The sequence below is a fragment of the Caballeronia fortuita genome, from assembly GCF_001544835.2.
GTDB lineage: Bacteria > Pseudomonadota > Gammaproteobacteria > Burkholderiales > Burkholderiaceae > Caballeronia > Caballeronia fortuita.
This window is the reverse complement of the sequence record NZ_FCNX02000002.1, coordinates 280,795-306,629: the sequence shown is the minus strand read 5'-3', so window position 1 is coordinate 306,629 and position 25,835 is coordinate 280,795. Positions and strand designations below refer to the sequence as shown.

General features: G+C 65.6%; 22 protein-coding genes and 1 pseudogene. 12 read left to right on the top strand and 11 right to left on the bottom strand.

Features of this window, described 5'->3' with window-relative positions; translation table 11 throughout:
• Nucleotides 1-62: 62 nt before the first annotated feature.
• The 6 genes and pseudogenes from AWB77_RS37405 to AWB77_RS05635 all read right to left on the bottom strand — a co-directional run.
• Nucleotides 63-301, bottom strand: a pseudogene (locus AWB77_RS37405) (acyl dehydratase); the annotation flags it as partial.
• Between the two features lie 88 nt (nt 302-389).
• The gene (locus tag AWB77_RS05655) at nt 390-1,835 is read right to left on the bottom strand and encodes an efflux transporter outer membrane subunit (RefSeq protein WP_096031091.1); all 1,446 of its coding nucleotides are present in this window, start codon (nt 1,833-1,835) and stop codon (nt 390-392) included.
• A complete protein-coding gene (locus AWB77_RS05650) occupies nt 1,832-2,794 on the bottom strand; it encodes an efflux RND transporter periplasmic adaptor subunit (protein WP_061133408.1) in 963 nt (320 codons plus the stop codon). Before AWB77_RS05650 ends, AWB77_RS05655 begins: the two co-directional genes overlap by 4 nt.
• A complete protein-coding gene (locus AWB77_RS05645; protein WP_008348368.1) occupies nt 2,791-3,000 on the bottom strand; it encodes a DUF1656 domain-containing protein in 210 nt (69 codons plus the stop codon). The genes AWB77_RS05650 and AWB77_RS05645 overlap by 4 nt, the downstream gene beginning before the upstream one ends.
• Before the next feature lie 34 nt (nt 3,001-3,034).
• Nucleotides 3,035-5,101 (bottom strand): FUSC family protein, encoded by a 2,067-nt coding sequence (locus AWB77_RS05640; RefSeq protein WP_061133407.1) that lies wholly within the window; start codon nt 5,099-5,101, stop codon nt 3,035-3,037.
• A 4-nt stretch (nt 5,102-5,105) separates the two neighbouring features.
• Nucleotides 5,106-5,615 carry a MarR family winged helix-turn-helix transcriptional regulator gene (locus AWB77_RS05635; protein WP_061133406.1) on the bottom strand — a complete coding sequence of 170 codons (510 nt, stop codon included), beginning with the start codon at nt 5,613-5,615 and terminating at the stop codon, nt 5,106-5,108.
• 141 nt (nt 5,616-5,756) lie between these two features.
• Here AWB77_RS05635 and AWB77_RS05630 point away from each other — a divergent pair, with 141 nt between their 5' ends.
• The 5 genes from AWB77_RS05630 (at nt 5,757) to AWB77_RS05610 (ending at nt 12,208) form a co-directional block, all read left to right on the top strand.
• A complete protein-coding gene (locus AWB77_RS05630) occupies nt 5,757-6,518 on the top strand; it encodes a YoaK family protein (RefSeq protein ID WP_061133405.1) in 762 nt (253 codons plus the stop codon).
• A gap of 45 nt (nt 6,519-6,563) precedes the next feature.
• Entirely contained in the window at nt 6,564-7,727 is a 1,164-nt protein-coding gene (gene ampC / locus AWB77_RS05625) for a class C beta-lactamase (protein WP_061133404.1), read from the top strand.
• An 11-nt stretch (nt 7,728-7,738) separates the two neighbouring features.
• Complete coding sequence (locus AWB77_RS05620; RefSeq protein ID WP_061133403.1) at nt 7,739-8,629, top strand: LysR family transcriptional regulator; 891 nt, start codon at nt 7,739-7,741, stop codon at nt 8,627-8,629.
• A 114-nt stretch (nt 8,630-8,743) separates the two neighbouring features.
• Nucleotides 8,744-10,705: an aconitase family protein gene (locus tag AWB77_RS05615; protein ID WP_061133402.1), complete on the top strand. Its 1,962-nt coding sequence runs from the start codon at nt 8,744-8,746 to the stop codon at nt 10,703-10,705.
• A gap of 60 nt (nt 10,706-10,765) precedes the next feature.
• Nucleotides 10,766-12,208, top strand: coding sequence for an MFS transporter (locus AWB77_RS05610; RefSeq protein ID WP_061133401.1), 1,443 nt, complete (start codon nt 10,766-10,768; stop codon nt 12,206-12,208).
• An 80-nt stretch (nt 12,209-12,288) separates the two neighbouring features.
• Here the strand turns inward: AWB77_RS05610 and AWB77_RS05605 are convergent, their stop codons facing one another.
• The 5 genes from AWB77_RS05605 to AWB77_RS05585 form a co-directional block, all read right to left on the bottom strand.
• A complete protein-coding gene (locus tag AWB77_RS05605; protein WP_061133400.1) occupies nt 12,289-13,359 on the bottom strand; it encodes an SDR family oxidoreductase in 1,071 nt (356 codons plus the stop codon).
• Nucleotides 13,360-13,650: 291 nt separating this feature from the next.
• On the bottom strand, nt 13,651-15,258 hold the full coding sequence (locus AWB77_RS05600) for a rhodanese-like domain-containing protein (RefSeq protein ID WP_061133399.1): 1,608 nt from the start codon (nt 15,256-15,258) through the stop codon (nt 13,651-13,653).
• A 22-nt stretch (nt 15,259-15,280) separates the two neighbouring features.
• Nucleotides 15,281-16,111, bottom strand: a complete 831-nt coding sequence (locus AWB77_RS05595) for an amino acid ABC transporter permease (RefSeq protein ID WP_061133398.1) — start codon at nt 16,109-16,111, stop codon at nt 15,281-15,283.
• Nucleotides 16,101-16,844 carry an amino acid ABC transporter permease gene (locus AWB77_RS05590; protein WP_061133397.1) on the bottom strand — a complete coding sequence of 248 codons (744 nt, stop codon included), beginning with the start codon at nt 16,842-16,844 and terminating at the stop codon, nt 16,101-16,103. Before AWB77_RS05590 ends, AWB77_RS05595 begins: the two co-directional genes overlap by 11 nt.
• 1 nt (nt 16,845) lies before the next feature.
• Complete coding sequence (locus tag AWB77_RS05585; protein ID WP_061133396.1) at nt 16,846-17,673, bottom strand: transporter substrate-binding domain-containing protein; 828 nt, start codon at nt 17,671-17,673, stop codon at nt 16,846-16,848.
• A 227-nt stretch (nt 17,674-17,900) separates the two neighbouring features.
• Between AWB77_RS05585 and AWB77_RS05580 the strand changes: the two genes are divergently transcribed.
• The 7 genes from AWB77_RS05580 to AWB77_RS05550 are packed head-to-tail and all read left to right on the top strand — an operon-like array spanning nt 17,901 to nt 25,750.
• The gene (locus AWB77_RS05580; RefSeq protein ID WP_061133395.1) at nt 17,901-19,130 is read left to right on the top strand and encodes an aminotransferase class I/II-fold pyridoxal phosphate-dependent enzyme; all 1,230 of its coding nucleotides are present in this window, start codon (nt 17,901-17,903) and stop codon (nt 19,128-19,130) included.
• Nucleotides 19,127-19,966, top strand: coding sequence for an amino acid ABC transporter ATP-binding protein (locus AWB77_RS05575; protein ID WP_061133394.1), 840 nt, complete (start codon nt 19,127-19,129; stop codon nt 19,964-19,966). The genes AWB77_RS05580 and AWB77_RS05575 overlap by 4 nt, the downstream gene beginning before the upstream one ends.
• A 15-nt stretch (nt 19,967-19,981) precedes the next feature.
• Nucleotides 19,982-20,596 carry a cysteine dioxygenase family protein gene (locus AWB77_RS05570; protein WP_061133393.1) on the top strand — a complete coding sequence of 205 codons (615 nt, stop codon included), beginning with the start codon at nt 19,982-19,984 and terminating at the stop codon, nt 20,594-20,596.
• Nucleotides 20,596-21,786 carry a cystathionine beta-lyase gene (gene metC / locus AWB77_RS05565; protein WP_061133392.1) on the top strand — a complete coding sequence of 397 codons (1,191 nt, stop codon included), beginning with the start codon at nt 20,596-20,598 and terminating at the stop codon, nt 21,784-21,786. The genes AWB77_RS05570 and metC overlap by 1 nt, the downstream gene beginning before the upstream one ends.
• Nucleotides 21,787-21,815: 29 nt before the next feature.
• On the top strand, nt 21,816-22,685 hold the full coding sequence (locus tag AWB77_RS05560) for a transporter substrate-binding domain-containing protein (protein ID WP_061133391.1): 870 nt from the start codon (nt 21,816-21,818) through the stop codon (nt 22,683-22,685).
• 3 nt (nt 22,686-22,688) lie between these two features.
• The gene (locus tag AWB77_RS05555) at nt 22,689-24,143 is read left to right on the top strand and encodes a SidA/IucD/PvdA family monooxygenase (protein ID WP_061133390.1); all 1,455 of its coding nucleotides are present in this window, start codon (nt 22,689-22,691) and stop codon (nt 24,141-24,143) included.
• A complete protein-coding gene (locus AWB77_RS05550; protein ID WP_061133389.1) occupies nt 24,140-25,750 on the top strand; it encodes a rhodanese-like domain-containing protein in 1,611 nt (536 codons plus the stop codon). The genes AWB77_RS05555 and AWB77_RS05550 overlap by 4 nt, the downstream gene beginning before the upstream one ends.
• Nucleotides 25,751-25,835: the final 85 nt, after the last annotated feature.

Genomic DNA, 25,835 nt, shown 5'->3' with positions numbered 1-25,835 from the left:
GCGCGAACCTTATGCGAGACTTAGCTGTGCGCGTTCAGTCGAGCGGCACGGTAAGCCGCCCGGTCGGACGGCAGCACGACGATGCTCCAGCCCGGACGGCTCTCGCTCGTGCTTATCGATCCCGCGCTGAACGCCCGTGCCGCACGTCGTTCACCTCGATTGGCAGAAGAAGGCCCCATGTTCAGCCGGGTGACATGCCCGGCAGAAAGCGATAGTCGCTTTGCGTCTCGAGGCCATCGGCGATAGCAAGCCCTAAGAGCCCATGCGCGACGATGCAATCCAAGTGGCTCGCATCTGCATGACCGATGCGAGTCACGGCACGATCTCGCGGTGCACACGTGCCCGATTGCCGTCGACGGCTTCGCCGTGCGTCAACCCTCGCACGCGCGTTACTTGCCCTTGCCATTCTGCGCGAGTGTCTCGTCGGTCTGCCAGCCGCCGCCGAGCGCGCGAAAGAGATTCACCTGATCGATCGCGACCTGACCTTCGGCCGCCGCGACCTGTGCGGCGACGCCGGTGAGCGTGCGCGTCGCATCGAGATCGTTGAGGAAGGACTCGCGTCCCGCGCGATACAGGCGGTTGGTTTCGTCGGCGGATTGAATCGCGGACTGATACGCGGTGCGCAATGCGTCGGCGCGCGTGGTATCCGATGCATATGTCGCGAGGCTGCTCTGCGTTTCCTGCAACGCCTTCAGCACGACGCCGTCGAAGCGTGCGAGCGCGCCGCTCGTCGATGCTTCCGCCTGACGCACGCGCGCGCGCTGACCGTTGATCGGAAAGCTCCAGCTGATGAGCGGCCCGAACGCCCAGCGATTCGTGTTCGCGCCGAACAGGTCTTCCGCGACACCGACCGATCCCACCGATGCACCGAGACTCACCGACGGATACAGCGCCGCCGTGGCGACACCGATGCGCGCCGTCGACGATGCGAGTTGCCGCTCCGCCTCGCGCACATCGGGACGGCGCTTTAGCAAGGCCGCGCCATCGCCGACGGGAATTGGCGCGCGCAGCTTCGGCAGCTTCTTGCAGCCGAGGGCCGCCTTGGGCAAGTCGGACGGTGCGCGGGCAAGCAGCATCGCAAGCCGATACTGCGCGACTCGACGGCGTGCGACGAAGCGCGGGATGTCGGCGGCGAGCGTATCGGCCTGCGTCTGTCCGCGCGTCACTTCCGACTGATTGCCGCGGCCCGCATCGCGCAGACGCCGCGTGAGCGTCACGCGCTGCTTCTGCAAGTTGAGCGACTTCTGCGCGATGTCCAGCTCTTCGCCCGCCGAACACGCTTCAACATACGCGCGCACGACATCCGCAACCACCGTGATGCGGGCGAGATCCTGCGCAGCCTCGACGGCTTCGTCGTCCGCATTCGCCGCTTCTACGCCGCGCCTGAGCTTGCCGAAGAGATCGATCTCGTAGGAGATGGACAGATCGAGCGCGCCTTCATTCACGACGGGAAGCTTCTCCGACAACAGATATTGCTCCGCCGATTCCTGCGCGCGCTGGAACGCGGCCGATGCCTTGCCGGAGAAACCGCCTTGCTTGTTCGCGAACTCGACTTCGGCGCGCGAACGCGCGAGATTCGCGGCGGCTACGCGCAGATCCGCGTTCGATGCGAGTGCTTGCGTGACGAGTTGATCGACGACGGGATCGTCATAGAGACGCCACCATTTGACCGGCACTTCGCCTTGCGTGACGGGCGCCTGATCCGCGCCGTCGATGGCCGCGTTCGCATACGGCGCGTTGATCGCGGCGTGATCGGGCAAGGTGTAGTTCGGTCCGACGGTCGTGCAGCCGATGAGCGCGACGGCCGCGCTTGCCGCAATGGCGATGGCTTTCATTGCGATGCGCCCGATGTTCTCGACGTGCTCGACGTCGGCGCGGGCGCGGAAGCCGGAGACGTTTCCGATGCAGCGCGCCTGCCGATGCTCGGCCCGATGCCGTGCACCGATACCGTCGCCGTGCGGCCCGCGATCATGCGGAAATCGGCGGGGATCTCATCGAGCGTCACGCGCACCGGAATGCGCTGCGCAAGACGCACCCAGCTGAACGCGGGATTCACGTTCGGCAGAAGACTCGGGCTTTGCTGACGGTCGCGATCCTCGATGGCGGCGACGATGCTCTGCACGTGGCCGCGCAGAATGCCGGGCTCGCCCATCACCTTGATGTCGACGGGTTGACCGACATCGATGCCGCCGAGCTTCGTTTCCTCGAAGTAACCATCGACGCGGAACGAATGCATGTCCACGACCGACAGCACTGCGCGTCCCGCCGATACGAATTCGCCGGCACGCGGCGCGCGATCGTTCAGATAGCCGTCGACGGGACTCACGATCTCCGTGCGCTGCAGATTGAGGCGCGCGGTATCGATGGCGACGTCGGCATCGGCGAGCGCGGCGGCCGCCTGCTCGACACGCGAATGCGTTTCCTCGACCACTTCGCGCGCGACGAGATTGCCGAGCGCGCGATTGCGCACGTCTTCGCGGCGCGCCTGATCGAGCGTGGCGCGGCGTTGCTGCGCGGTGGCCTGCGCGTTGCGCAGCGCGAGCGCGTAACGCGCCTGATCGATCACGAAGAGCACGTCGCCTTTCTTCACCTGCTGATTGTCGGCGACCTTCACTTCGGTGATGAGGCCGGAGACGTCGGGCGCGACCTGGATGACATCGGCGCGCACGTGGCCGTCGCGCGTCCACGGCGCGAACATGTAGTAGTCGACGAGCTTCCACAACACGACGCACGCAATCGCGACGACGATGAGCGTAAGCAGAATCTGTCCGAGAGAAAACCAGGTTTTTTTCACGAGATGAGCCGCTGCGAAACGATGACGACAACGCCCAGCACCAGAACATAGATGCCGAGATCGAAGATGGAACGGTGCCACACGAAACGATAGAAGCCGACGCGCGCGAGCACGTTGCGGATCGCCAGATTCAACAGATAGGCGATGAACATCAGCACGAGCACGGCGGGCACGAACACGCCGAGAATGTCGATTTCGCCGATCATGTAGGGCGTTCCGATGAAGAATGAATGACGAAGATCATGCCGGCTCTTCCTGCGTCGTGGGCGGATGCAGCGACAGCCGCATGCCCACGAGCGCGTGCAGCGTATCGCGCAGCCATTTCTCCGCGACGACATCCTGCGACTGCGTGATGGCGCGTGACGTGACCTGCGCGCTCGCCGTGTCGATGCTGCGAATCAGGTCGGGCGGCACGGGCTGGCGTGCGCGCCGCGCGATGCACGATTCGAAGTAGCGGCGCAAGGCATCGAGCGTGGCGTCGACGGACGATTGAATCTCGACAGGCAGCTTGCGGCGCGTGCGGCGCAGATCGAGCGCATTGAGCGCGACGCGAAAATCGCGGAAGCTCTCGATCGACGGATGACGATGCGAGTCGGTTGCCGCATGACGCGGCAGCAGTTGCATCAGACGGTCGAGCATGCGTGCATAGAGATTGCGCTGATCCTCGATCACTTCCGCCGCCGACGCGCTCACCACGATATCCGCCCACGCCGAACGCGTGAGACGCGCCGCCGCGAGCTCCGCACCGAAGGGCCGCGTCATGCGCGTCCAGATGAACGCGAAGAGCAGGCCCGCGACGCCCGCGAGATTGCTGTTGATGAACACGAAGAAGTCCGCTTCGTAGGCGCTCTGAATGCTGATGAACGTCGCGGTGTTGACCGCGGTGAGCATCGTCACGAGCGTGAAGCGCGGACGCGGAATGAGCGTGCCGATGATGAGAAAGGGCACCGCGAAGATCACGACGAGCATCGGGAAATCGTGCACGTGCGGCAACACGGCGAACACATAGAGGCCCGCGAGCACGACGCTCAGGCAAGTCGCGAGAAAGAACGTGAACACTTGCGGCGCGGGCTCGTCGAGCGCGGCGAAAAAGCAGCACGCGACGGCGGCGAGCGTCACGGCGCCCGCGCCATCGTTCCAGCCGGATTCGATCCACAGCCCGCACGCGACGATGATCGCGCTCACCGCGACGCCCGTCGAGAAGAGCATCATGCCGCGATCGAAAAAGCGCGCCGTGCCGCCGAGACGCCAATGACGAAAGTGCGGACGCCATTCACTCGTCTCGTTGAGAATGGCCGCGCGCAGCGCGCGAATGTCCTGCCATACGTCGATCACCTGACCCAGACGCCATAGCGCGTTCGAAAGCAGCGCGCTGTCCGCGTTCGCGAGCGTTTCGACCGATGGCCGCATTGCGGCGATGCGCTCGCGGAAGGCGTCGGGTGCGCGCTCGTCTTCGACATCTTCCTTCGCGCGCGGCGCGGGCGAGCCGACCCACGCGGCCACTTCGTTCAAGAGCGCTTCGAGTCCTTCAGGATGCTTGCCGTGCTTCGCGACCAGTTCGATGAGCGGATCGGCCATCGACGAAATCAGTGGCAGGAATATCTGCATCCGGCCCTGCAATGCACGCGCGCGACGGATGATGTCGGGCCGTGTGTGATCGTAGGTCAACTGGCTCAACAGGAATTCGAGGCCATTGACGGTCGTCGCAAGCCGCTGGCGCGCCGCCGATATCGACGCGCCCGCGATATGTCCCGAGAGCGTTTCGCTCGCATAGAAGGCGGCGTCGCGGAACCATGCGTCCGTTCGTTCGATGAGCGTTGGCGCGAGGCGGCTCGGAAACACCACGCTGCCGACGATGCTCGCCACCACGATGCCGAGCAAAATCTCTTCGGTGCGCGTGATCGCGAGATCGAAGACGGTGGTCGGATTCGTCACGGCGGGCAGCGCGATCAGCGGCAGCGTGTAGCCCGCGAGCAGGAACACATAGCTGCGCGCGCTGCGATCGAACATCGACAGATAGAGCAGCGTACCGGTCCATAGCGCGACGATCACGCTGAAGAGAAACGGCGATTCGACGAAGGGCGGCACGATCAGCACCGCGCCCGCCGCGCCGATCATCGTGCCGAGCGCGCGATACAGCGCCTTCGAGCGCGTCGCGCCGACGAACGGATTCGACACGATGTAGACGGTCGCCATCGCCCAATAGGGACGCGGCAATTCGAGCCTGAGCCCGATGTAGAGCGCGATCATCGCGGCGGCGAAGGTCTTCGCGGAAAAGAGCCACTCGCGCGCGGAGGGAAAGGACATGGCGCTAGGCTCCGCGCTTGCCCGTTGCGCGGGCGGGCTTCGCAGGCTGGTCGAGCGCTTCGAGCGCCGCGAGCAGCTTCGCATCCGGTGACGCGCTGAACACGTTGAGCACGCGCAAGGTCGTTTCCAGATCTTCCCGGCTCACGCCCTTGAGCAGCCGCGCGCGCAGCGTGACTAGGCGCTCTTCCATGCGCGCGGTGACGGCGCGGCCTTCGTCGGTGAGCGTGATCGTCTTCGCGCGCTTGTCTTCCGGATCTTCGTCGCGGCGCACGAGACCCGCCGCGCAAAGCTGATCGAGCAGCCGCACGAGCGACGGCCCTTCGATGCCGACATGCTCCGCGAGCGTCACCTGACGCACCGCCTCGCCGAGCCGGTTGGCCGTGAGAAGCGGCACGGCGCACGCCTCCGACACGCCGTACGAGGCGAGCACGCCGTGGCTCGTGCGGCGCCAGCGTCGCGCGGCAAGCACGAGCGTGCTGCTCACCGAGCGGCGCAGGAAGTCGAGATGGTTCATGCGGCGGGATTATAGCGAGAAACTATATTCGTTAGCATGCTATCGACTAATGTTTTTCTTTCAGTTAGCGTACGGCAGGCACGTCCGGACAGGCGAATTGTCGTGCTATCTTTTCGGCTCGATCATCCCGCCCGCGCCGCCATGCCGATCGCCTATCTCCGGGGTTTAACCTCGCCCAGCCGCACCGATACCGCCAACCGGCGTCTGGGCTGCGCGCTTGCGTTCGTCGCGGGTGCGGCGAACGCGGGCGGCTTTCTCGCCGTCGGGCAATACACGTCGCATATGTCGGGGCTCGTGTCTTCCATCGCGGATAATCTCGTGCTCGGCCAGATCGCGCTCGTGTTCTCCGCGATCGGCGCAGTCGGTGCGTTTCTGAGCGGTGCGGCGACGTCGGCGCTGCTCATCAACTGGGGACGGCAGCGGCGCGCGCATAGCGTGTTCGCCACGCCGCTCCTGCTCGAAGCCGCGCTTTTGCTCGTGTTCGGCGTGCTCGGCGCGAACCTCGAAACGCATCGCGTGTGGGACGTGCCGCTGACGGTCGCGTTGCTGTGCTTCGTGATGGGGCTGCAAAACGCGATGATCACGAAGATATCGAAGGCCGAGATACGAACGACGCACGTGACGGGCCTCGTGACCGACATCGGCATCGAGATTGGCAAGAGCCTTTACTGGAACCGTGGCATCGCGCGCGACGACGCCGGCTACGTGCGCGCCAATCACACGCGTCTCATGCTGCTGAGCGCGCTCTTCGCGATGTTCATCTCCGGCGGTTTCGCGGGCGCGGTCGGCTTCGCGCATCTCGGTTTCGCGACGACCGTTTCGCTCGCCGCCTTGCTGCTGCTGTTCTCGTCCGTGCCGCTCGCGGACGATTTCGCGGCGGGCCGGCGCCGCGCACGCCGCTGAAGCGCGATGCCTCTCAAGCAACAACCACAATAAGGGATTCGTACGATGAAGCTCTGCGCGCCGCGTCTTCTTGCGGCAGCCATTTTTTCCTTGAGCGCGATGTCGGGCACCGCGCACGCAAGCGATGCATCGAGCATCGAAGCAACGGTCGATCGCACTATCGAGCCCTTGATGACGCGCAACGGCATCGCCGGCATGGCGGTGGGCGTCGTCGTCGACGGCAAGCCGTATGTGTTCGACTACGGCGTGGCATCGAAAGCGACGAAGCAGCCCGTCACGCGCGATACGCTCTTCGAACTCGGCTCGATCAGCAAGACGTTCACCGCGACGCTCGCGTCCTATGCGCAGATCGAAGGCGATCTTTCTTTGAACGATCCGGTGAGCAAGTATCTTCCGTCGCTCGATGGCGCGGAGTTCGGCAAAGTCACGCTTCTGAATCTCGGCACGCACACGCCGGGCGGCCTGCCGCTGCAAGTGCCCGACGAAGTCAGCGACAACGATAAGTTGATGCAGTACTTCAGGACGTGGCGTCCGTCGAAGCCGCCCGGCACGATCCGCACCTATGCGAATCCGGGCATCGGCACGCTGGGGCTTATCACCGCGAGCAGCATGAAGCAGGACTTCGATGCGTTGATGCAGACGCGCCTCTTTCCCGCGCTCGGCCTGAAGCATAGTTATATGCACGTACCCGCGACGAAAGAGCGCGACTACGCGCAAGGCTATGCGAAGGACGACACGCCGATCCGCATGAAAGGCGGCGTGCTTTCATCGGAAGCGTATGGCGTGAGAACGACGGCGTCCGACATGACGCGCTTTCTGCAGATCAACATGAACATGGTCCGCATCGATCCGGCATTCCAGCGCGCCGTCGATGCCACGCATACGGGCTATTTTCAGGCCGGCCCGATGACGCAGGACCTCATCTGGGAGCAGTATCCGTATCCGGTCCAATTGCAATCGCTGCTCGACGGTAACGCAGCTTCGATGATCCTGAACGCGACGCCCGTCACGCGCATCGATCCGCCAGAAGCGCCGCGCGACGACGTGTGGATCAACAAGACCGGCTCGACCAACGGCTTTGGCGCGTATATCGCGTTCGTGCCGAAGGCGCGCGTGGGCATCGTCATGCTGGCGAACCGGAACATCCCGAACGAGGAACGCGTGAAGGCGGCGTATGCCATCATCACGTCGCTGACCAGCGCGCAGTAAGTACGACGACGATGCGTATCGATCCCTATAGTCTCGAACTCTTCATCGCGGTCGTCGAAGAGGGATCGATCGCGCGCGCGGCGAGTCGCGGTCACATCGCGCCATCGGCGTTGAGCAGGCGTATCGCGGATCTCGAAGCGGCCATCGGCGCCGCGCTTCTGATTCGCTCGCCTTCGGGCGTGCAACTGACCGAGGCGGGACAGCACGCGTATGCGAGCGCGCGTTCGATTCACGGCCAGCTCGAAAGCATGGCGCGCGAAGTGCAGTCGATGAGCGGCCAGATTGCGGGCGTCGTGCGTCTCTTCGCGAACGCATCGGCGATCGTCGGCTTTCTGCCCGAGCGTCTCACGATGTTCAAGGCGCGTTATCCGCTCGTCGATATCGCGTTGACCGAACAGATCAGCGACGAAGTGATACGCGCGTGTCTCGACGATCGCGCGGACGTCGGCATCTCGGCGAGCGCGACGACGCACGCGGGTCTCGAATCATGGCACTTCGTCGACGATCCGCTGATGGTCGTTCTGCCGCCCGGCCATGAACTCGCGCAGGCGAACGCGTTGAGCTTCGCCGAAGTGACGCGCTTTGCCCTCGTCGCGTTGCAGGCGGGCGGCTCGCTCGATCAGACCTTGAAGGAACACGCCGATGCCGCGCGCGTGCCGCTCAACGTGAGCGTCACCGTCAACAGCTTCGATGCGCAATGCCGCATGGTCGAAGCGGGCCTCGGCATCGGCATCGTGCCGACGAGCGCGGCATCGGCGTTCGCGGGCACGCGCGGCTTCGTTCGCGTGCCGTTGCGCGAGCCTTGGGGCAGCGGCAGACGCCTGAACGTGCATGCGCCGCGCAAGTATCCGCGCCTGAAGGCGGTGCAGGCGCTGATCGACATGCTCGTCGACGAGAGTTAATGCGGGTTGAATAGGGGTTAATGCGGACATCGCATCTCGCGATGGCCCCATTGCCGAAACAACACTTCCGGCTCGCGCGCGTGGGCATCTACATTGGCAGCGAAGGAGAATGCGATGGCCAATCTGGATGTGAGCGGGCGAATCCTGTTTCTCGCCTCGGACCCGGCGAAGGTCGAGCGGCAACTCGCGGGCATCGACCTGACGCTCGATGAAGCCGGCGCACTGCGCGACGACGTATCCACCGACGAGATCACGCCGATCAGCGTGCTCACACGTTTCGACGAGCGTCTCGGTCAATGTCCGTATGTGGGCTTTCATGCGGGCGGGCGCAATCCAGTCGGCCACGATGCCGTGCGCGCGGGCCGCTTTCAGGTGACGGTCGCGGGCAATCGCTATGGGAAGGGATCGTCGCGCGAGCATAGCCCGCTCGCGGAATATAGCGCGGGCATTCGTCTCGTCATCGCGCGCAGCTTCGAGCGGATCTACCGGCAGAACGCGGACAATCTCGGGCTTTTCACGTCGACGGACTTCGGCCTGATCGAACGCATCCGGCGCGGCGAGAAGATCGATATCGATGAACTCGTCGCCGGTCGCGATCCGCTCGCGGCGGCGATCCTGAAGAGCGGCGGTCTGCTGCGATTCGGCCAGTTGCATATGCAGCGCGTGAACATCGGCGGAGCATCGGACGATGATGCGCCGCGCACCCTCGTCGAAAAAATTCTCGCGCGCCACGCATTGACGACCGATGTGACCAATGCATCGCTCGAAGCGGGCAACGGCATCTTCGTGCGCGCCGACTGGCGCTTCATCCACGAGTATTACACCGGCATGGCCGCGCACATGCTGCACGCGACGTTCGGCCGTCCGCTCACGCTGCACGAGCCGCGCAGCATGATCGCGTTCGAGGATCATCTTTCGTATTCGCATCGCAGCGAACTGCATGTGAAGAATGGCTTGCTTCCGAACGTGCGTGAGTTGTCGGACGCGCATCGCACGTTCGCGCGCGATTACGGCGTGCGCAATCACGGCTATCTGAGCGAAGCAAACAGCGAACTCGACGAAGGCTCCGAAGGCATCTCGCACGCGATGATGGCCGAGCGCTACGCATTGCCGGGACAAGTCGTGGCCGGCACGGATTCGCACACGCCGCATAGCGGGGCGCTGGGTTGCGTGGCGTTCGGCGTCGGCACGACCGATATGGCGAACGCGTTCGTAACGGGCGCGGTGCGCATGACCGTGCCGCAAACGTTGCGCATCGATCTATCGGGGCCGGTTGCGCCGGGCGTCACCGCGAAGGACATCGTGCTTCATCTGCTGGCGGATGCGCGCATCCGCGCGGGCGCGGGCGTCGGCAAGGTATTCGAGTTCGCGGGCACGGCTATCGCGAGCCTGTCGACCGACGAGCGCACGACGCTCACCAACATGACCGCCGAACTCGGCGGCTTCACGGGCATCGTCGCACCCGACAATGAAACCGTGCGCTTTCTGAGGGAGCGGCGCGGTATCGACTTCATCATCGAACCGTGGATGCGAAGCGATGAAGGCGCGCGCTACGCCGATGTCATCGGGATCGATTGCGCGCGCCTCACGCCGATGCTCGCCGCGCCCGGCGACCCCGGCAACGGCATCGCGCTGACAACGCTCGATGAAAGGCCCGGCATCGATATCGCCTATGGCGGTTCATGCACGGCGGGCAAGCGCGAAGACTTCGATCATTATCATGATGTACTCGCGTGGGCGGCGCATCGCGGCCTGCGCGTGCCCGGGCACGTGAAGCTGTATCTGCAATTCGGCACGCAGGACGTGCGCGACTATTGCATCGCGCAAGGCTATATCGATGCCTTCGAACGCGTCGGCGCGATTCTGCTTCAACCATCGTGCGGCGCGTGCGCGAACTGCGGACCGGGTTCATCGACGCAAGCGGAACAGGTTACTATCAGCGCGATCAATCGAAATTTTCCGGGCCGCTCGGGGCCGGGCAAAGTGTGGCTCGCGAGTCCGCCGACGGTCGCCGCGAGTGCGCTCGCAGGACGTATCGCATCGTTCGCGGAGTTGCAGGAACGCTTCACGAAGTAGACGCATGAGCAGTACCGAGCCGCCATCGATGCGGCATCAAAATACATACAGGAGACAGCAATGGCCATCATGCAGGGCACTTCGCGTCTGGACGACGCCGCCGGCCGCGCACTAACGGATGCGCCCGCCATCGCGGACACGGCGGGCATTTCGGCGCGCCTCGATCGTCTTCCCGCGACGCGCGCGGTGTGGAAGCTCGTCTTCCTGCTGAGCCTCGGCTTCTTCTTCGAACTCTACGATCTGCTCTTCACGGGCTACGTCGCGCCGGGTCTCGTGAAGAGCGGCATTCTCACATCGACGACAGCGGGACTCTTCGGCACGACCGGCGTCGCGAGCTTCATCGCGGCACTGTTCTGCGGCCTGTTCATCGGCACGATCGCGTGCGGCTTTCTCGCCGACCGATACGGACGCCGCGCGATCTTCACGTATTCGCTGCTCTGGTATGTCGCGGCGAATACCGTGATGGCGTTCCAGGATACGGCGCTCTGGCTCAACTTCTGGCGCTTCGTGTCGGGGATCGGCATCGGCGTGGAGCTCGTGACCATCGGCACGTATATGTCGGAGCTCGCACCGAAACATCTTCGCGGCAGGGCGTTCGCCGTGTGTCAGGCGATCGGTTTTTCGGCCGTGCCGGTCGTCGCGTTTCTTTCGTATTTGCTCGTGCCGCACGCACCGTTCGGCTTCGACGGCTGGCGCTGGGTCGCATTGGCAGGCGGCGTGAGCGCGTGCTTCGTCTGGTACTTCCGTCGCAACCTGCCGGAAAGCCCGCGCTGGCTCGCGAGCAAGGGCCGCTTCGACGAAGCCGATGCGGTGCTGCGCCGTCTGGAAGAAACGGTGGCGCGTCAGCACGGCAAGCCGCTGCCCGAGCCGGGTCCGTCCGATCCGATCGCGCGCAAGGCCGGTTTCGCCGATATGTGGAAACCGCCGTATCGCACGCGCACGATCATGCTCATCATCTTCCATATCTTTCAGACGGTCGGCTTCTATGGTTTCGCCAACTGGGTGCCGACCTTGCTCGTCAAACAAGGCGTGACGGTCACGTCGAGCCTGCTTTATACGACCGTGATCGGGCTTGCCGCGCCTGTCGGTCCGTTGCTCGGCTACTGGATCGCCGATCGTTTCGAACGCAAGCATGTGATCGTATTCATGGCGGGCGTGAATATCGTGGCAGGCCTGCTGTTCAGCCAGGCGTCGGCAGCCGTGATGATCGTCACGCTCGGCGTGCTGCTCACGCTCGCGGGCAACATTATCTCGTTCACGTATCACACCTATCAGCAAGAGCTTTATCCGACGGCGATCCGTGCGCGGGCCGTCGGCTTCGTCTACTCGTGGAGCCGGCTGTCGGCGGTGTTCAGTTCGTTCGTGATCGCGTTCGTGCTGAAGGAAGCGGGCGTGACCGGCGTGTTCGGCTTCATCGCGGGCGCGATGCTGCTCGTGATGCTGTCCATCGGCCTGATGGGACCGCGCACGCTCGGACGCTCGCTCGAGAGCATCTCGCATTGAACGTTGAGCCCCGCGCGCTCGTATCAGGAAGTGCTGTACCGCCGTCGACGGGGCGCTGAGCGTAGCGCCCCATTACGCGTCTAGGAAGGAATGATCCGTTCTTGCTTCAATTGATCGAAGAGGGCGAAGAAGGCATCCGGCGTCGACTGATAATCGAGAAAGCCGGCTTTGCGGCTCTTGCCCATGTCGGTCAACACTTCCATCGGACGTCCGAGATCGGCATCGGTATGCCACCATGACACGAGCCTGTCGATATTCGCTTCCTTCAACTGATAGCGGCTCGCGATGTCCGTCCATCGTCTGCCCGCGTCCTGCATGCGGTGTTCGAGCGGGCGTGTCTCGCCGTCGAAAGGCGCGGGCTCGATGCCGAAATACTGCGCGAGCTGGGACCACATCCATTTCCAGCGGAACACGTCGCCATTGACGACGTTGAAGTCCTCGTTGCGCGCATTGGGCGAGGTCGACGCCCATTCGAGATGCCGCGCGAGCAGTCGTGCGTCCGTCATATCCGTGAGACTGTTCCATTGCGCCGCCGAGCCGGGAAACACGAAAGGCTGTCCCGTCTCCTTGCACAGCGTTGCGTACACGGCGAGTGTGACGCCCATGTTCATCGCATTGCCGAGCGCGAAACCGATGATCGTATGCGGCCGATGCACGCTCCAGCCAAAGTCATATCGACGCGCGGCTTCGAATAGCCGGTCTTCCTGCTCATAGTAGAAGTTATCGACGGGCTGCCGGCCTTGCTCCTCCCGAAACGGCGTGAGCGGGACAGTGCCTCGCGCATACGCTTCGAAGGGCCCGAGGTAATGCTTGAGGCCCGTGACGAGCGCGGCGTGTTCGAGCTTGCCCGAAGGGCCGAGCGCGTCCAGCACGTGGCGCACCATTGCGCCGTTCACTCGAATGTTCTCGCGCTCGGTTGCCTGTCGCGACCATGCCGTGAAGAAGACGTGACTGAAATGCTGCCCTTGCAGCGCGTCCGTCACGGATTGCGCAGAAGTGAGATCGGCGATGACGGATTCGACCCCGTCGGGCGCTTTCGTGCGTCCGCGCGAAAGACCGGTGACGTTCCATCCTCCGCGTGCAAGGAGATGTTGCGCGAGATTGCCGCCGACGATGCCGGTCGCGCCGATAATGAGTGCCCGTTTGTTCATGAAGGTGAATATCGAGGATAACGGTGTTTGGTGGAGCGAATCCGCGGATGCGCGCGTCGCCCTGAGGACGCGATCTGCGCGCACCGGAAGATTCGGATGTGAGGCTGTATGCCGTTGGAAGCATACGCCAGCAAGGGATGTACCGCTTCGCGGGAGCGGGTCGGCGTCCACGCGCGCTCGATTTTCGGTGCCACGGGAAGGGGATGATTCTGCGCGCCGTGGCACACGGACTCGTCGCTTCAGCGCCGCCGCTCAGATGCGCACTTTAAATTCTGCTCGGCGTCGCCGTCGTCAAATCACAAAGAATCCGTGCGTGCCGTCGCGCTCGAGTTGCGCGACGAGGCCGTATTCCCAATCCAGATAGGCCTGCATGGCTTCGCGTGCATTGCCGACGCCCTCATACGGACGCCGATAACGATCGATGCGCGGCGACGCGAGCCTGTTCTCGCCGCACTCGTCCGGCAGACCGGCGCGCGTCCAGGCCGCATTTCCGCCGTCGAGCACGGCAACGGGCTTGCCGGTCAGCGCGGCGACATCGGCGGCTGCGAACGAGGCGAGCGCGCCCGTGCCGCAAGTCAGCACGTACTGCCTGGCGTCGGGCAGACCGCGCATATCGTCGTAACCGGACGCGAGATGCGAACGCAGGATCCAGTGCGCGCCGGGCACATGCGACTTCACGAAATCCGCGCTCGGCGCGACGTCGAGCAGCACGACGCCGTTCGATGCATCGGCGAGCAGCGCGGCGAGGGCATGCGGCGTGATCGTCCGTGAAGGCGCGCGCTGTGGCCGCTCGGGACGATACGCGCCGGTCCCGGTCAGATCGCCGCGATGCGCGCCATCGACGACATAGGTTTCGATGTTCATCTGCGCGAGCCACGACGCGGTCATGTTCGCACGCACGCCGTCGTCGTCGAAGAGCACGACGCGCGCGCCGCGCACCGGCGCGAACATCTCCGTTTCCTGTACGAGCTGGCCGCCCGGCGCGCCCTGAAAACCAGGTGCATGCCCGGCCTGGTATTCATCCGGCGTGCGCACGTCGAAGCGATACGTCGTACGCGATGTTTCGGCGGCCCAGCGCGCCGCTTCGCCGAGCGATGTGCGGCGCACACCCGCGCGGGTCGCCAGCGCGAGCGCGGCCTGGCGCGATGCTTCGAGCGTATGCGGATCGCGCCCGGCATCGGTATCGAAGCGCCGTTCGCTGCCGTGTTCGAGCGATATGCCCGCGAGCGTCCAGCCGATCGTCCCGTTGCGCAGCGCCGCGACGCGATTCGGCAGCTTCGCGTTGACGAGCGACTGCGCGCCGATGATGCTGCGCGTCCTGCCCGCGCAATTCACGACGATGCGGGTCGCCGGATCGGGCGCGAGCGCACGCGCGCGCAGCACCAGCTCCGCGCCGGGCACGCTGATACTGCCGGGAATGTTCATCGTTCGGTACTCTTCGAAGCGGCGCGCGTCGAGCACGACCACATCCTCGCCGCTCTTTTGCAAGGCGTCGAGCGCTTCGGCCGAAAGCGATGGCGTGTGCCGCCGCGCTTCCACGAATTCGCCGAACGCCTTGCTCGGCACGTTGACGTCGCGGAAGACTTCGCCGCCCGCGCGAATCCAGCCGTCGAGTCCGCCCGCGAGCAACGCGACCTGGCTGAAACCGAGCGCGGTGAACTTGTCGAAGGCGCGCGCCGCGAGCCCTTCGCCGTCGTCGAGCAGCACGATCGGCACATCGCGGCGCGGCAGGCGGGTGTATGCATCGAGTTCGATGCGGGCAAGCGGAAAATTCGCCGCGAACAACGGATGACACTGCGCGTGCGGATCTTCCTCGCGCACGTCGAGCAGGGCGATCTCTCGTTTCGAGAGCAGCGTTTCGCGCACGTCTTCGAACGTGCGCAGTGGATAGGAAGTCATGCCGGCAATTCGATGTGACGGTTCATTGGACGTTCATGCGGCGTTCCAGCCAGCGGGTGAAGCGCGAGATCGGATAGCAATACGCGAAGAACACGACGAGCGTGGCGACGTAGGTCAGCACCGTGAAGCTGGATCGCGCGACCGTGCTGCTCGCGATCTGCGCCGTGTCGATCAGATCATGGATGCCGACGAGCGACGACAGCGCCGTGCCCATCGTGATGATCGCGTACACGTTGGTCCACGGCGGCAGCATGCGGCGCGCGCATTGCGGCAGCACGATATGCACGAGCACTTGCCGCCGCGAGAAGGCGAGGGATTGCGCGGCCTCCCATTGCGTCGTCGGCGTCGAGGCCACCGCGCCGCGAAAGATTTCCGCGATGTTCGCGCTCGCGGGCAGCGCCAGCGCAAGCGTCACCTTGAGCCAGTCGGGGAACGGCAACGTCTTGCCGAACACGGTGAACTCGAAGGGAAACACGTAGGTCGTGAAGTAGATCAGCACGAGCCACGGCGCATTGCGAAACGCCTGGATCGACCATCGCGCGATGCGTCCGGCCAGCGAGCGCGACAGCGCGATCGCACCGGCGACCACGCCAGCGACGGTGCCGATCGCCACCGCGCCCAGGCTGATGAGGATGTTGAGCGAAAAGCCGTGCGCGAGCGCGGGCGCCCATTCGACGAGCTGCCTGAGCGTGTCGAGGCGCGAGCCGGATTCGGGCGCGATCGCCCAGAGCAGCGCGCCGAACACCAGCACGCCGACGATGGCGCCCGTTCCCGACGCGAAGCCGGACAGCGGCCGCGTCCTGCCGCGCGAAGCGGCGATCACCGATGAAGGAGCGAGCGTGTCATGCGCCATAGCCGGGCACCCATAGACGACGTTCCAGCCAGCGCCCGGCGCGGCTCACGAGCCACGTCAGCGCGCCGTAGAACAGGAGGATCAGGACCATGAGCGCGAGCACGTTGTCGCGCTGCGTCCAGATCATGATCGACTGATACGTGATGTCGCCGACCGCGATCGCCGATGCCAGCGCGGACGCCTTCACCAGTTCGACCGCGTTGTTGACGAGCGTCGGCAACGCGGTGCGCAGCGCGAGCGGCAGTTCGATGCGCCAGAAGCGGCTCCTGCGGTCCAGCCCGAGCGACATGGCGCCTTCGATCGTCTGCGCGGGCAGCGCATCGAAACCGGCGCGCAGCGCCTCCGCATGAAACGCGCCCTGGTGCAGCGACAGCACCAGCACGATCCAGAAGAACGGCTTGAACGGATTGTCCACGTGATGCATCTGCAGCCACTGCGTGATGAGCATGTTCACCACGAGAAATCCGCAATACAACTGCACGAGCGTCGGCGTGCTTCGCGTGAGTTCGATGAACGCGCGCGCGGCGTTCGCGAGCCAGACGCGCCGGCCGCGCACCGCGACGAGCAGCGCGAGCCCGGCGATCGCGCTGCCGGCCATCGTCGCGACGATGATTTCGATGCTCACGACGATGCCGTGCAGGAACGGATCGCGCTCGTAGGCATCGAGCAGGAAGCGGAAGTCGAACCCGGCGCGCGCGGCCGCCGCGAGAATCGAATGCAGCGAGGCGTCCATCTCACGGTCCTTTGGGCAGATTCGCATGCCATTCGACCAGCGCGGGCGACGGCGGCAACCCCGCCTTCGCTTCGGACGCGATCAGAAAGCCGCTTCGGTGCCACTCTTCGACGATCCCGTTCAGCTTCGCCGCCGTGTCCTTTTCGCCCTGGCGCACCCAGATCACCGACGACGCCGGAATCAGCTCCGGCTGCAAGGTCCGGTAATCGCGCCATTCGGGATCGTGCTGTTGCAGCGGATAGAGCAGCGGCGCGGCGTCGTGCACGGCCGCCACGCAACTGCCGCCGCGCAGCGCGAGCAGCGATTGCGACGCGCCGGGGAACGCGTGCGGCACCGCGCCATAGCGCTCGACGATCGGCCGGATATAACTGCTGCCCTGCGAGATGCAGACCGGCTTGCCGCGCAGATCTTCCCAGCGCGTGATGCCGCTGTTGTTCGGCGTGATCGCCGTGCCGCCGACACGGTAATAGGGCGTCGGCACGAAGTCGAGAATTTCGGCGCGCTGCGGCGTGTACTCCATGTTGGCGATCAGGATGTCGGCCTTGCCTTGTTGAAGAAACTGCACGCGCGTCGAAGGCTGCACGGACACCAGATTGACCTTGACGCCGAGTTTCTTGCCGATATCGTTCGCGAGATCGACGTTGATGCCGCGCGGTTGCTGCGTCTGCGGATCGAGCGAGCCGAACGGACTGCCCGCGATCATCACGCCGACGTCGATCTCGTGACGCGATGCGATGCGATCGAGCGTGGCGTCGGCGCGCGCGGACACGCTGAGCGAGGCGAGCAACATAAGCGCGCCGAAGCGGCTGAACAAGGTCTTTGTAATCATGCGGGGAAGATGAAGGACACGCGGCCTCGCGACGCCGTGGCTGGCAAGGGCAGCGCATCACGATAGCGTCATGACCGCGCGCCGGAAACGAAGCGAATCTGATAAGCAAATGGCGCGGCGTGGCAGATAGGCATCGCAAATCGTGCGATATGCATGTGTCCAATCGTTGGTTAGCGCGCACGGAAGCGGTCCATAGAATCGCTGGCTTACCTGCACAGGATTCGCCGATGACCCAACTGATTCTTTCCCGCCGCGCAGAGCGCATCGGCCTTGCGCCCAATGCCGCGGCCAAGGCGCGCGCGCAGGCGCTCGCGGCCAGCGGACGTTCGATCATCGAACTGACGGCGGGCGAGCCCGATTTCGACACGCCCGCGTCGATCAAGCAGGCCGCGATCGACGCACTCGCGGCGGGCGACACGAAGTACACGCCGCCCGCCGGCACCGCCGACCTGCGCGCCGCGATCCGCGACAAGCTCGCGCGCGAGAACGGCCTGGACTACGCGGCGGAGAGGATCATCGTCGGCAGCGGCGGCAAGCATGTCATCTACAACGCGTTCGCCGCGACCTTGCGCGAGGGCGACGAAGTGATCGTGCCCGCGCCGTACTGGCAGTCCTTCCCGGCGATGGTGTCGATCAACGACGGTACGCCGGTGACCGTCGCATCGCGTCCCGAAGACGGCTACAAGCTCACGCCGGCGCGGCTTGATGCGGCCATCACGCCGCGCACGCGCTGGCTCATCCTGAACACGCCGTCGAACCCGAGCGGCGCGGTGTACGGCACCGGTGAACTCGCCGCGCTCGCGGATGTCTTGCGCAGGCACCCGCACGTGTGGGTGCTGCTCGATGAGATCTACGAGCACATCCGTTTCGACGGCGGCGCGCGCGAACACTTCCTGCGCATCGCACCCGATCTGGCGGGCCGCACGCTGATCGTCAACGGAGCATCCAAGCCTTATGCGATGACCGGCTGGCGCATCGGTTACGGCGCGGGGCCGGTCGAACTGATTCGCGCGATGACCGTCGTGCAGTCGCAATCGACGTCGTCGCCTTCGTCGATCGGTCAGGCGGCGCTCGCGGCGGCGCTGCGCGGCGATCAGGCGTTCGTTGCTTCTTCCGTGGCGGCGTATCGCGAGCGGCGCGATCTGCTGCTCGACGCCTTTGCGAAGATCGACGGCGTGCGCTGCGTGCCGCCGCAAGGCGCGTTCTTCGCGTTCGTCGACGTGAGCGCGCTGATCGGTGCAACGACGCCCGCGGGCGAAACCATTGCCAGCGACATCGATCTCGTCGCCTATCTGTTGTTCGAGCACGGGCTGGCGGTCGTGGACGGCACATCGTTCGGCACGCCGGACCATATCCGCTTCTCGATGGTCGCGAGCAACGCGACACTCGCCGAAGGCGTCGCGCGGCTCGCGGCCGGCGTCGCGGCTTTGCGACGTGCGCAACGGGAGGCCGCATGAACCGCATCGCGCTCGCATCTTCTTCGACCCTAAACGCATCGCCCGCCCGCGACAGCCACACGCAAGACCCGCTGCTCACGATCCGCGATCTGCATCTGAGCTATGACGGCGTGCCGGTGTTGAACGGCATCGACCTGACGGTGAAGCGCGGGCAGGCCGTGTCGATCATCGGGCCGTCGGGGTCGGGCAAATCGACGATCCTGCGCTGCATCAACGGCCTCGTGAGCCCGCAACGCGGTTCGATCGACATCGCCAGCATCGACGTGCGCGCGCAACAGAGCGATGCCGAGCGCATCGCGCTGCGCAAGCGCGTGGGCTTCGTGTTTCAGCAGTACAACCTGTTTCCGCATCTGAGCGTGCTCGACAATCTGACGATCGCGCCGCGCCGCGTGCTTGGCAAAAGCCGCGCCGAAGCCGAAAGCGACGCGCACGCGCTGCTCGCCAAAGTGCGTCTCGCGGACAAGGCGCACGCGCATCCGGGTGCGTTGTCGGGCGGCCAGCAGCAGCGCGTGGCGATCGCGCGCACGCTCGCGATGCGTCCCGAACTGATCCTGTTCGACGAAGTGACGTCGGCACTCGATCCGGAAACCGTCGGCGAAGTGCTGAACGTCATCGGCGAACTCGCGGATGAAGGGCAGACCTGCGTGCTCGTCACGCACGAGATGCGCTTCGCCGCCGAGATCAGCGACGAGGTCTTTTTCACCGAGCGCGGCGTGATCGTCGAGCACGGACCGGCCGCGCAACTCTTCGGCCAGCCGCGCCACGAACGCACGCGGCTTTTCCTGCAACGCGCGCGCGGCGAGGACCGCAGTCATCCGCCGCTGCGCGCCGTCTAACTCGCCCCCATTCCAATGACCACCACGCAACAAGAACAACGACGCAACGATGCTGTCCAGGCGCTGCTTGCGGATGCCCGCCGCATCGTCGATGAAGACGGCCTCACGCGTGCCGCGCTGTCGCGCCTGAGCGAGCGTCTCGCGAGGCTTGCCGACCATACCGATCTCTTCGATGCCGCCGACTTTCCGCCGCCGCAAGCGCAGAGCGGCGATACGTCGGTGCGCTATCGGCTGAATCCGGGCGAGGACGGCTTCGCGCTATATCTGAACTCGCTGTTGCCCGGCAAGACCACGATCCCGCACAACCACGACACGTGGGCGGTCATCGTCGCGGTCGCGGGCGACGAGCTGAACCGCGTCTACCGGCGTATCGACGACGGCGCCGATCCCGACCGCGCGCAACTCGAAGTCGATCGCGAAGTCATCGTGCGTCCCGGTATGTCTATCGCGTTCTTGCCCGAGGACATTCACAGCATTCACGTGAATGGCGCTGCGCCGACGCTGCATTTCCACCTTTACGGCCGTCCGCTGGAAACGCTGACGGGGCGTCTGGGCTTCGAACCGGACACTGGACGCATCGTGCGGTACAACGCCACGCATATGCAGCGCGCGACGCAGGCGGTGGGTTGATGACGGAGCGTCGCGATCATCTTCACACCCGCGTGCTGCATGCGGGCGCACCCGCGTTCGACGACGGCGCCGCGCCCGTCAACGCGCCGCTCGTGCGCACGAGCACAGTCCGGTTTCGCGACGACGCCGCGCGCGTCGACTTGCATCATCGGCGCGAGGCCGGCGAAGCAGTCGCGACCTACGGGCGTCACGGCACGGCGACGCATCGCGCGCTCGAAACGGCGCTCGGCGAACTCGAAGGCGCGGAGCACGTGCTGCTGGCACCGTCAGGACTCGCGGCGATCTCGCTGACGTTCATCGCGCTGCTGTCGCCGGGCGATCACGTGCTGGTGCAGGACAGCGTGTATGGCCCGGTACGCGAGCGCATCGAGCCGTTGCTGACGCGCCTCGGCGTGTCGTTCACGTACTTCAGCGCGAGCGCCGGCTTGCCGGAGCGCGATGTGCGTGCGCAGACGCGGCTCATCTATGCGGAGTCGCCGTCGTCGTTTCTGTACGAAGTCATCGATCTTCCGGCGCTCGCCGCCTTCGCGCGGCAGCATGGCGCGTTGCTCGCAACGGATAACACGTGGGGCGCGGGCGTGCTCTACCGGCCGCTCGAACTCGGCGCGGACATCTCGATCCAGGCGATCACGAAGTACGTCGGCGGTCATTCGGACTTGATGCAAGGCGCGGTGGCCGTGAAGGATCGCGAGGTCGCGCGGCGTCTGCGCGATACGCACGAGGCGCTCGGCTTGTCCGTCGGCGCCGACGATGCCTGGCTCGCGTTGCGCGGCGTGCGCACGCTTGCCGTGCGGCTCGCGCAGCATCAGCGTCATGCGCTCGAAGTCGCGCACTATCTCGCCGATGCCACGGACATCGTCGCGCGCGTGTTCTATCCCGCGCTGCCCGACGATCCCGGCCACGCGCTCTGGCGACGCGATTTTCATGGCGCGAACGGCCTCGTGTCGTTCGCCTTGCGCGATGCGTCTCATGCCGATGCCGTCGCACTCGTCGATGCGCTGCGCCTGTTCGCCATCGGCGCGTCGTGGGGCGGCTACGAAAGCCTTGCGCTGATCGCGCCCGCCGCGCGGCTCGCATCGCAAAGCTTCTGGCGCAGCGGCGCGCCGGTTGTCCGGCTGCACGTCGGCCTAGAAGATCCGCGCGATCTGATCGACGATCTCGCGCAGGCTTTCCGACGCATCGCGCGCTGAGCTTTTTCCTTCACAAACGGATGATCCGAATGATGCATCGCTCAAGCATTCGCGCGCGCGGCGCCGCGCTTTTCACCCTCGCGCTCGCCGCCGTATCTCACCTCGCGCACGCGGACGCCACGCTCGATCGCATCAAGTCGCGCGGCGTGCTCGTTGTCGGCGTCGTGCTGGACGGCACCTACGGCTCGCTCGATCCCGTGACGCGCAAGCCGGTCGGCTACAACGTCGAACTCGGCGAGAGCCTCGCGCAACATCTCGGCGTGAAGTTCGAGGCAGTCGAAGTGACGCCGCCGAACCGCGTGCAATTCCTCCAGCAAGGCAAGGTCGATGCGCTCATCGCCAGCATGCAGTACACGAAGGAACGCGACGAAATCCTGAGTTACGTGCCGACACCGTTCGAGGAAATCGGCGGCTCGGCGATGGTGCGCAAAGGCGCGGGCATCCACGACTGGGCCGATCTGCGCGGCAAGCCGGTATGCGTGTCGCAAGGCAGCAACTACACGAAGCCGCTGATCGAACAATACGGCGCGCAGGTCAAGGCGTTCAAGGGCATGCCGGAGGCGCTGCTGGCGTTGCGCGGCGGTGCGTGCGTCGCGTCGGTGCATGTGACGCCGGGCATCGAGGCGCGGCTTCTGAGCGAATCGGGCGAATGGAAGGACTATGAATCGCCGATCAGGACGCAGCTCATTCCCTCGCCGTCCGTGGTCTGGGTCCGCAAGGGGCAGACCGATACCGTTGCCGCGTTCGACGGCATCGTGAAGGACTGGCATCGCACGGGCTTTGTGATCGACGAAGGCAACAAGTGGCACATGCCGCCGTCGCCGCAACTGCTCGCGTGGCATCGGCAGTATTCGGGCAAGCAGGGCGCCGTCGCGCAAAACACGACGAGCAAGGACTGAAGCATGGACGAATTCTTCGATGTGGACGGCGAAGCGCGCCGCGCGCTCGATCTGCTCGGACCTGCGCCCGAGAACTGGGTGCCGGCGCGCGCGGGCATCGATCACGATGTGCTGATCGTCGGCGGCGGACAGACCGGCTGCGCGTTTGCCTTCGCGTTGCGCCGGGCAGGCATCGGACGCGTGAGCGTCATCGACGCCGCTAACGATGCCGGCACGGCGGGCGTCTGGCTGAATCGCGCGCGGATGAACACGCTGCGCACGCCGAAAACGCTCGTCGGGCCGGAGGGCGATGTCGCGGGCCTGAGCTTTCGCGCATGGTACGAAGCGCGCTACGGCCGCGACGCGTACGGGTCCATCGAACGCGCGCCGCGCAGGGAATGGGCCGCGTATCTCGCGTGGTTTCGAACGTTTCTCGACATTCCGGTGCGCTACGGCGTGCGTCTTTCGCGGATCGAGCCAGCGGGCGACAGCTTTCGCGTGCACCTCGAAGTCGATGGCGAAGCGCGCGTCGAAACCGTGCGCAAGATCGTGCTGTGCAACGGCGTCGCGGGCAACGGACGCGCCTTCGTGCCCGATGTCGTGGCGCATTTGCCGCCCGCGCTTCTTGCGCATACGTCGCAGGCCATCGATTTTTCCGCCTTGCGCGGCAAGTCGGTCGCCGTGATCGGCGCGGCGGCGTCCGCGTTCGACGCCGCCGCGACCGCGCTCGAAGCCGGCGCCGCGGATGTGCATCTGTTCGCGCGCCGTGCCGCGCTCGCCGCGAAACCGGTCTCGCGCACGCGCGGCTATCCGGGCGCGTACGACAACTATCACGGCTTGCCCGATGCGCTGCGCTGGTCGCAGGCGCGACGCTTTCGTCGCGAAGGCTCGACCGCGCCGCGCGATTCGATCGAGCGCGTGACGCGCTTCGCGAACTTCCGCCTGCATGTCGGCGCGGCAATCGAGGCGGCGCGCGCCGTGGACAAGCGCATCGTGCTGAATGCGAACGGCGATGCCTTCGCGTTCGACTTTGCGATTGCGGGCACCGGCTTCGCCGTCGATCTTGCGGCGCGTCCCGAGCTTGCCGATATCGCGCCGCACGTGCGCCTGTGGCGCGACCAATACACGCCGCCGCCCGCCGACGCCGATGCGGCGCTCGGCGCGCATCCCTATCTCGGCGAGGCGCTCGAGTACCTCGAAAAGACGCCGGGCGCCGCGCCGTGGCTGCGCAACATCCACGTCTACAACCCAGCGGGCTTCGTCAGCGCGGGCGTGCCGGTCGGCGACGTGCCGAGCATGAGGCGCGACATTCCCGCGGTCGTGCGCCGCATCAGCCGCGATCTCTTCCACGCGGATATCGACACACACGCCGCGCGCCTCGACGCCGACGTTCCCGCCGATTTCGACGCGACGCTCTATGCAGCTAACGTGTGGAACGCGCAGGAACACGATCAACCGCTTTCTCAAGGTATTTCATGACTGCTTCGACACACGGCATCAAGCGCATCCAGACCGGTACGCTGCTCGACTGGCTCGGCGACGAACGCGAGATCGCACTCGTCGACGTGCGCGAGGAAGGCGAGTTCGGCTGGAACCATCCGCTGCACGCGATCAACGTGCCGTACAGCACGCTCGAACGCGACATCGCCACGCCGGTGCCGCGGCTCGCGACGCGCATCGTGTTGATCGACGACGGCGAGCACGGCGTCGCGGTGCGCGCGGCACGCCGTCTTGCCGCGCTGGGGTATAGCGATATCGCCGTGCTCGAAGGCGGCGTCATCGCGTGGCGCGAGGCGGGGCAGACGCTCTTCGAAGGCGTCAACGTGCCGAGCAAGGCGTTCGCGGAATTCGTCGAGCTCGCGTGTCACACGCCGCAGCTCGATCCGCAGGAACTGAACGCGCGGCGCGAAGCGGAGCCTGGCCTTGTCGTGCTCGATTGCCGCACCGCCGAGGAGTTCGAGCGTTTTCACGTGCCGGGTGCGATCAGCGCGCCGGGCGCGGAATTGCTGCATCTCGTCGATGCGTATCTCGACGATCCCGCGCGCACTATCGTCGTGTCGTGCGCGGGCCGCACGCGCGGGATCATCGGCGCTCAGGCGCTGATCAATGCGGGCGTGCGCAATCCGGTGTTCGCGCTGCGCGGCGGCACCCAGGCATGGCGGCGCGCGGGCTTCGAGCTGGCGTCGGGCGCCGTGCCCGCCGCACATGCGGACGCCGCGCCCGGCGATGCCGCGCAAGTCCGCGCCGATTCCCTCGCCGCGCGTTTCGACGTACGCTGGATCGAGCACGCGCAACTGCGCGAATGGCAAGGCGATGGGTCGCGCACGACCTATCTTTTCGATGTACGCACTGCCCGTGAATTCGACGCGGGCCATCTCGCGGGATCGGTCCATGCACCGGGCGGACAGCTCGTGCAGACCACCGACCGATGGATCGGCACGCGGCGCGCACGCGTGGTGCTCGTCGACGAGCATCGGACGCGCGCGATCGGCACCGCGCATTGGCTCGCGCAACTCGGCATCGACGTGTACGTGCTGCGCGATCCGTTCGCCGGCGTGACGCTCGAGCGCGATCGACGCGCCTTCGCATTCGAGCCGCCGCAGCCCGCGCCGGACTGGATCGATCCGCATGAAGCGGCGCAACGGCTGCGCGATGGCGCGGCGGGCTTCGTCGCCGGATCGAGCGCGGCGTACCGGAAGCGCCATCCGGCGGGCGCGGAATGGGTCAACCGCGCGCGTCTCGATGCGCTCATCGACACGTTGCGGACGAAACGGGCAGCGGTCATATTCGGCGACGACGACACGCTCGCAACGCTCGTCGCGATCGATCTGCGGGAGCGTCTGCCGGATGCGCGCGTCGAGTGCGTGCGCGGCGGCGTCACGGCGTGGCACGCGGCTGGCTTGCCGGTCGATTCGACGCCGCAGCATCCCGCCGACGACGAGCGCATCGACTATCTGTTCTGGGCGCACGACCGTCACGAGGGCAACGTCGCAGCGATCACGACGTATCTGCAATGGGAAGAGCAGTTGCCTGCGCAAATTGGCGATCCGGCGCGCGCGGGTTACCGGTTGCGCGCGGCGCGTTGAGAGAGGGGAAGAGGGCGGCTCCTCGGCGGCGGCCTCGCGACAGGACGCGGTCGCGAAACCGCGCAGCCGCCCGCGCTAACTGGCG

What these genes read in the sequence shown, in the direction of transcription:
- AWB77_RS05575 (WP_061133394.1), top strand. Translation starts at nt 19,127, where the DNA reads ATGAACCGCATCGCGCTCGCATCTTCTTCGACCCTAAACGCATCGCCC.
- AWB77_RS05615 (WP_061133402.1), top strand. Translation starts at nt 8,744, where the DNA reads ATGGCCAATCTGGATGTGAGCGGGCGAATCCTGTTTCTCGCCTCGGAC.
- metC (WP_061133392.1), top strand. Translation starts at nt 20,596, where the DNA reads ATGACGGAGCGTCGCGATCATCTTCACACCCGCGTGCTGCATGCGGGC.
- AWB77_RS05620 (WP_061133403.1), top strand. Translation starts at nt 7,739, where the DNA reads ATGCGTATCGATCCCTATAGTCTCGAACTCTTCATCGCGGTCGTCGAA.
- AWB77_RS05585 (WP_061133396.1), bottom strand. Translation starts at nt 17,673, where the DNA reads ATGATTACAAAGACCTTGTTCAGCCGCTTCGGCGCGCTTATGTTGCTC.
- AWB77_RS05645 (WP_008348368.1), bottom strand. Translation starts at nt 3,000, where the DNA reads ATGATCGGCGAAATCGACATTCTCGGCGTGTTCGTGCCCGCCGTGCTC.
- ampC (WP_061133404.1), top strand. Translation starts at nt 6,564, where the DNA reads ATGAAGCTCTGCGCGCCGCGTCTTCTTGCGGCAGCCATTTTTTCCTTG.
- AWB77_RS05580 (WP_061133395.1), top strand. Translation starts at nt 17,901, where the DNA reads ATGACCCAACTGATTCTTTCCCGCCGCGCAGAGCGCATCGGCCTTGCG.
- AWB77_RS05610 (WP_061133401.1), top strand. Translation starts at nt 10,766, where the DNA reads ATGGCCATCATGCAGGGCACTTCGCGTCTGGACGACGCCGCCGGCCGC.
- AWB77_RS05560 (WP_061133391.1), top strand. Translation starts at nt 21,816, where the DNA reads ATGATGCATCGCTCAAGCATTCGCGCGCGCGGCGCCGCGCTTTTCACC.
- AWB77_RS05570 (WP_061133393.1), top strand. Translation starts at nt 19,982, where the DNA reads ATGACCACCACGCAACAAGAACAACGACGCAACGATGCTGTCCAGGCG.
- AWB77_RS05630 (WP_061133405.1), top strand. Translation starts at nt 5,757, where the DNA reads ATGCCGATCGCCTATCTCCGGGGTTTAACCTCGCCCAGCCGCACCGAT.
- AWB77_RS05550 (WP_061133389.1), top strand. Translation starts at nt 24,140, where the DNA reads ATGACTGCTTCGACACACGGCATCAAGCGCATCCAGACCGGTACGCTG.
- AWB77_RS05555 (WP_061133390.1), top strand. Translation starts at nt 22,689, where the DNA reads ATGGACGAATTCTTCGATGTGGACGGCGAAGCGCGCCGCGCGCTCGAT.
- AWB77_RS05655 (WP_096031091.1), bottom strand. Translation starts at nt 1,835, where the DNA reads ATGAAAGCCATCGCCATTGCGGCAAGCGCGGCCGTCGCGCTCATCGGC.
- AWB77_RS05605 (WP_061133400.1), bottom strand. Translation starts at nt 13,359, where the DNA reads ATGAACAAACGGGCACTCATTATCGGCGCGACCGGCATCGTCGGCGGC.
- AWB77_RS05595 (WP_061133398.1), bottom strand. Translation starts at nt 16,111, where the DNA reads ATGGCGCATGACACGCTCGCTCCTTCATCGGTGATCGCCGCTTCGCGC.
- AWB77_RS05590 (WP_061133397.1), bottom strand. Translation starts at nt 16,844, where the DNA reads ATGGACGCCTCGCTGCATTCGATTCTCGCGGCGGCCGCGCGCGCCGGG.
- AWB77_RS05640 (WP_061133407.1), bottom strand. Translation starts at nt 5,101, where the DNA reads ATGTCCTTTCCCTCCGCGCGCGAGTGGCTCTTTTCCGCGAAGACCTTC.
- AWB77_RS05635 (WP_061133406.1), bottom strand. Translation starts at nt 5,615, where the DNA reads ATGAACCATCTCGACTTCCTGCGCCGCTCGGTGAGCAGCACGCTCGTG.
- AWB77_RS05600 (WP_061133399.1), bottom strand. Translation starts at nt 15,258, where the DNA reads ATGACTTCCTATCCACTGCGCACGTTCGAAGACGTGCGCGAAACGCTG.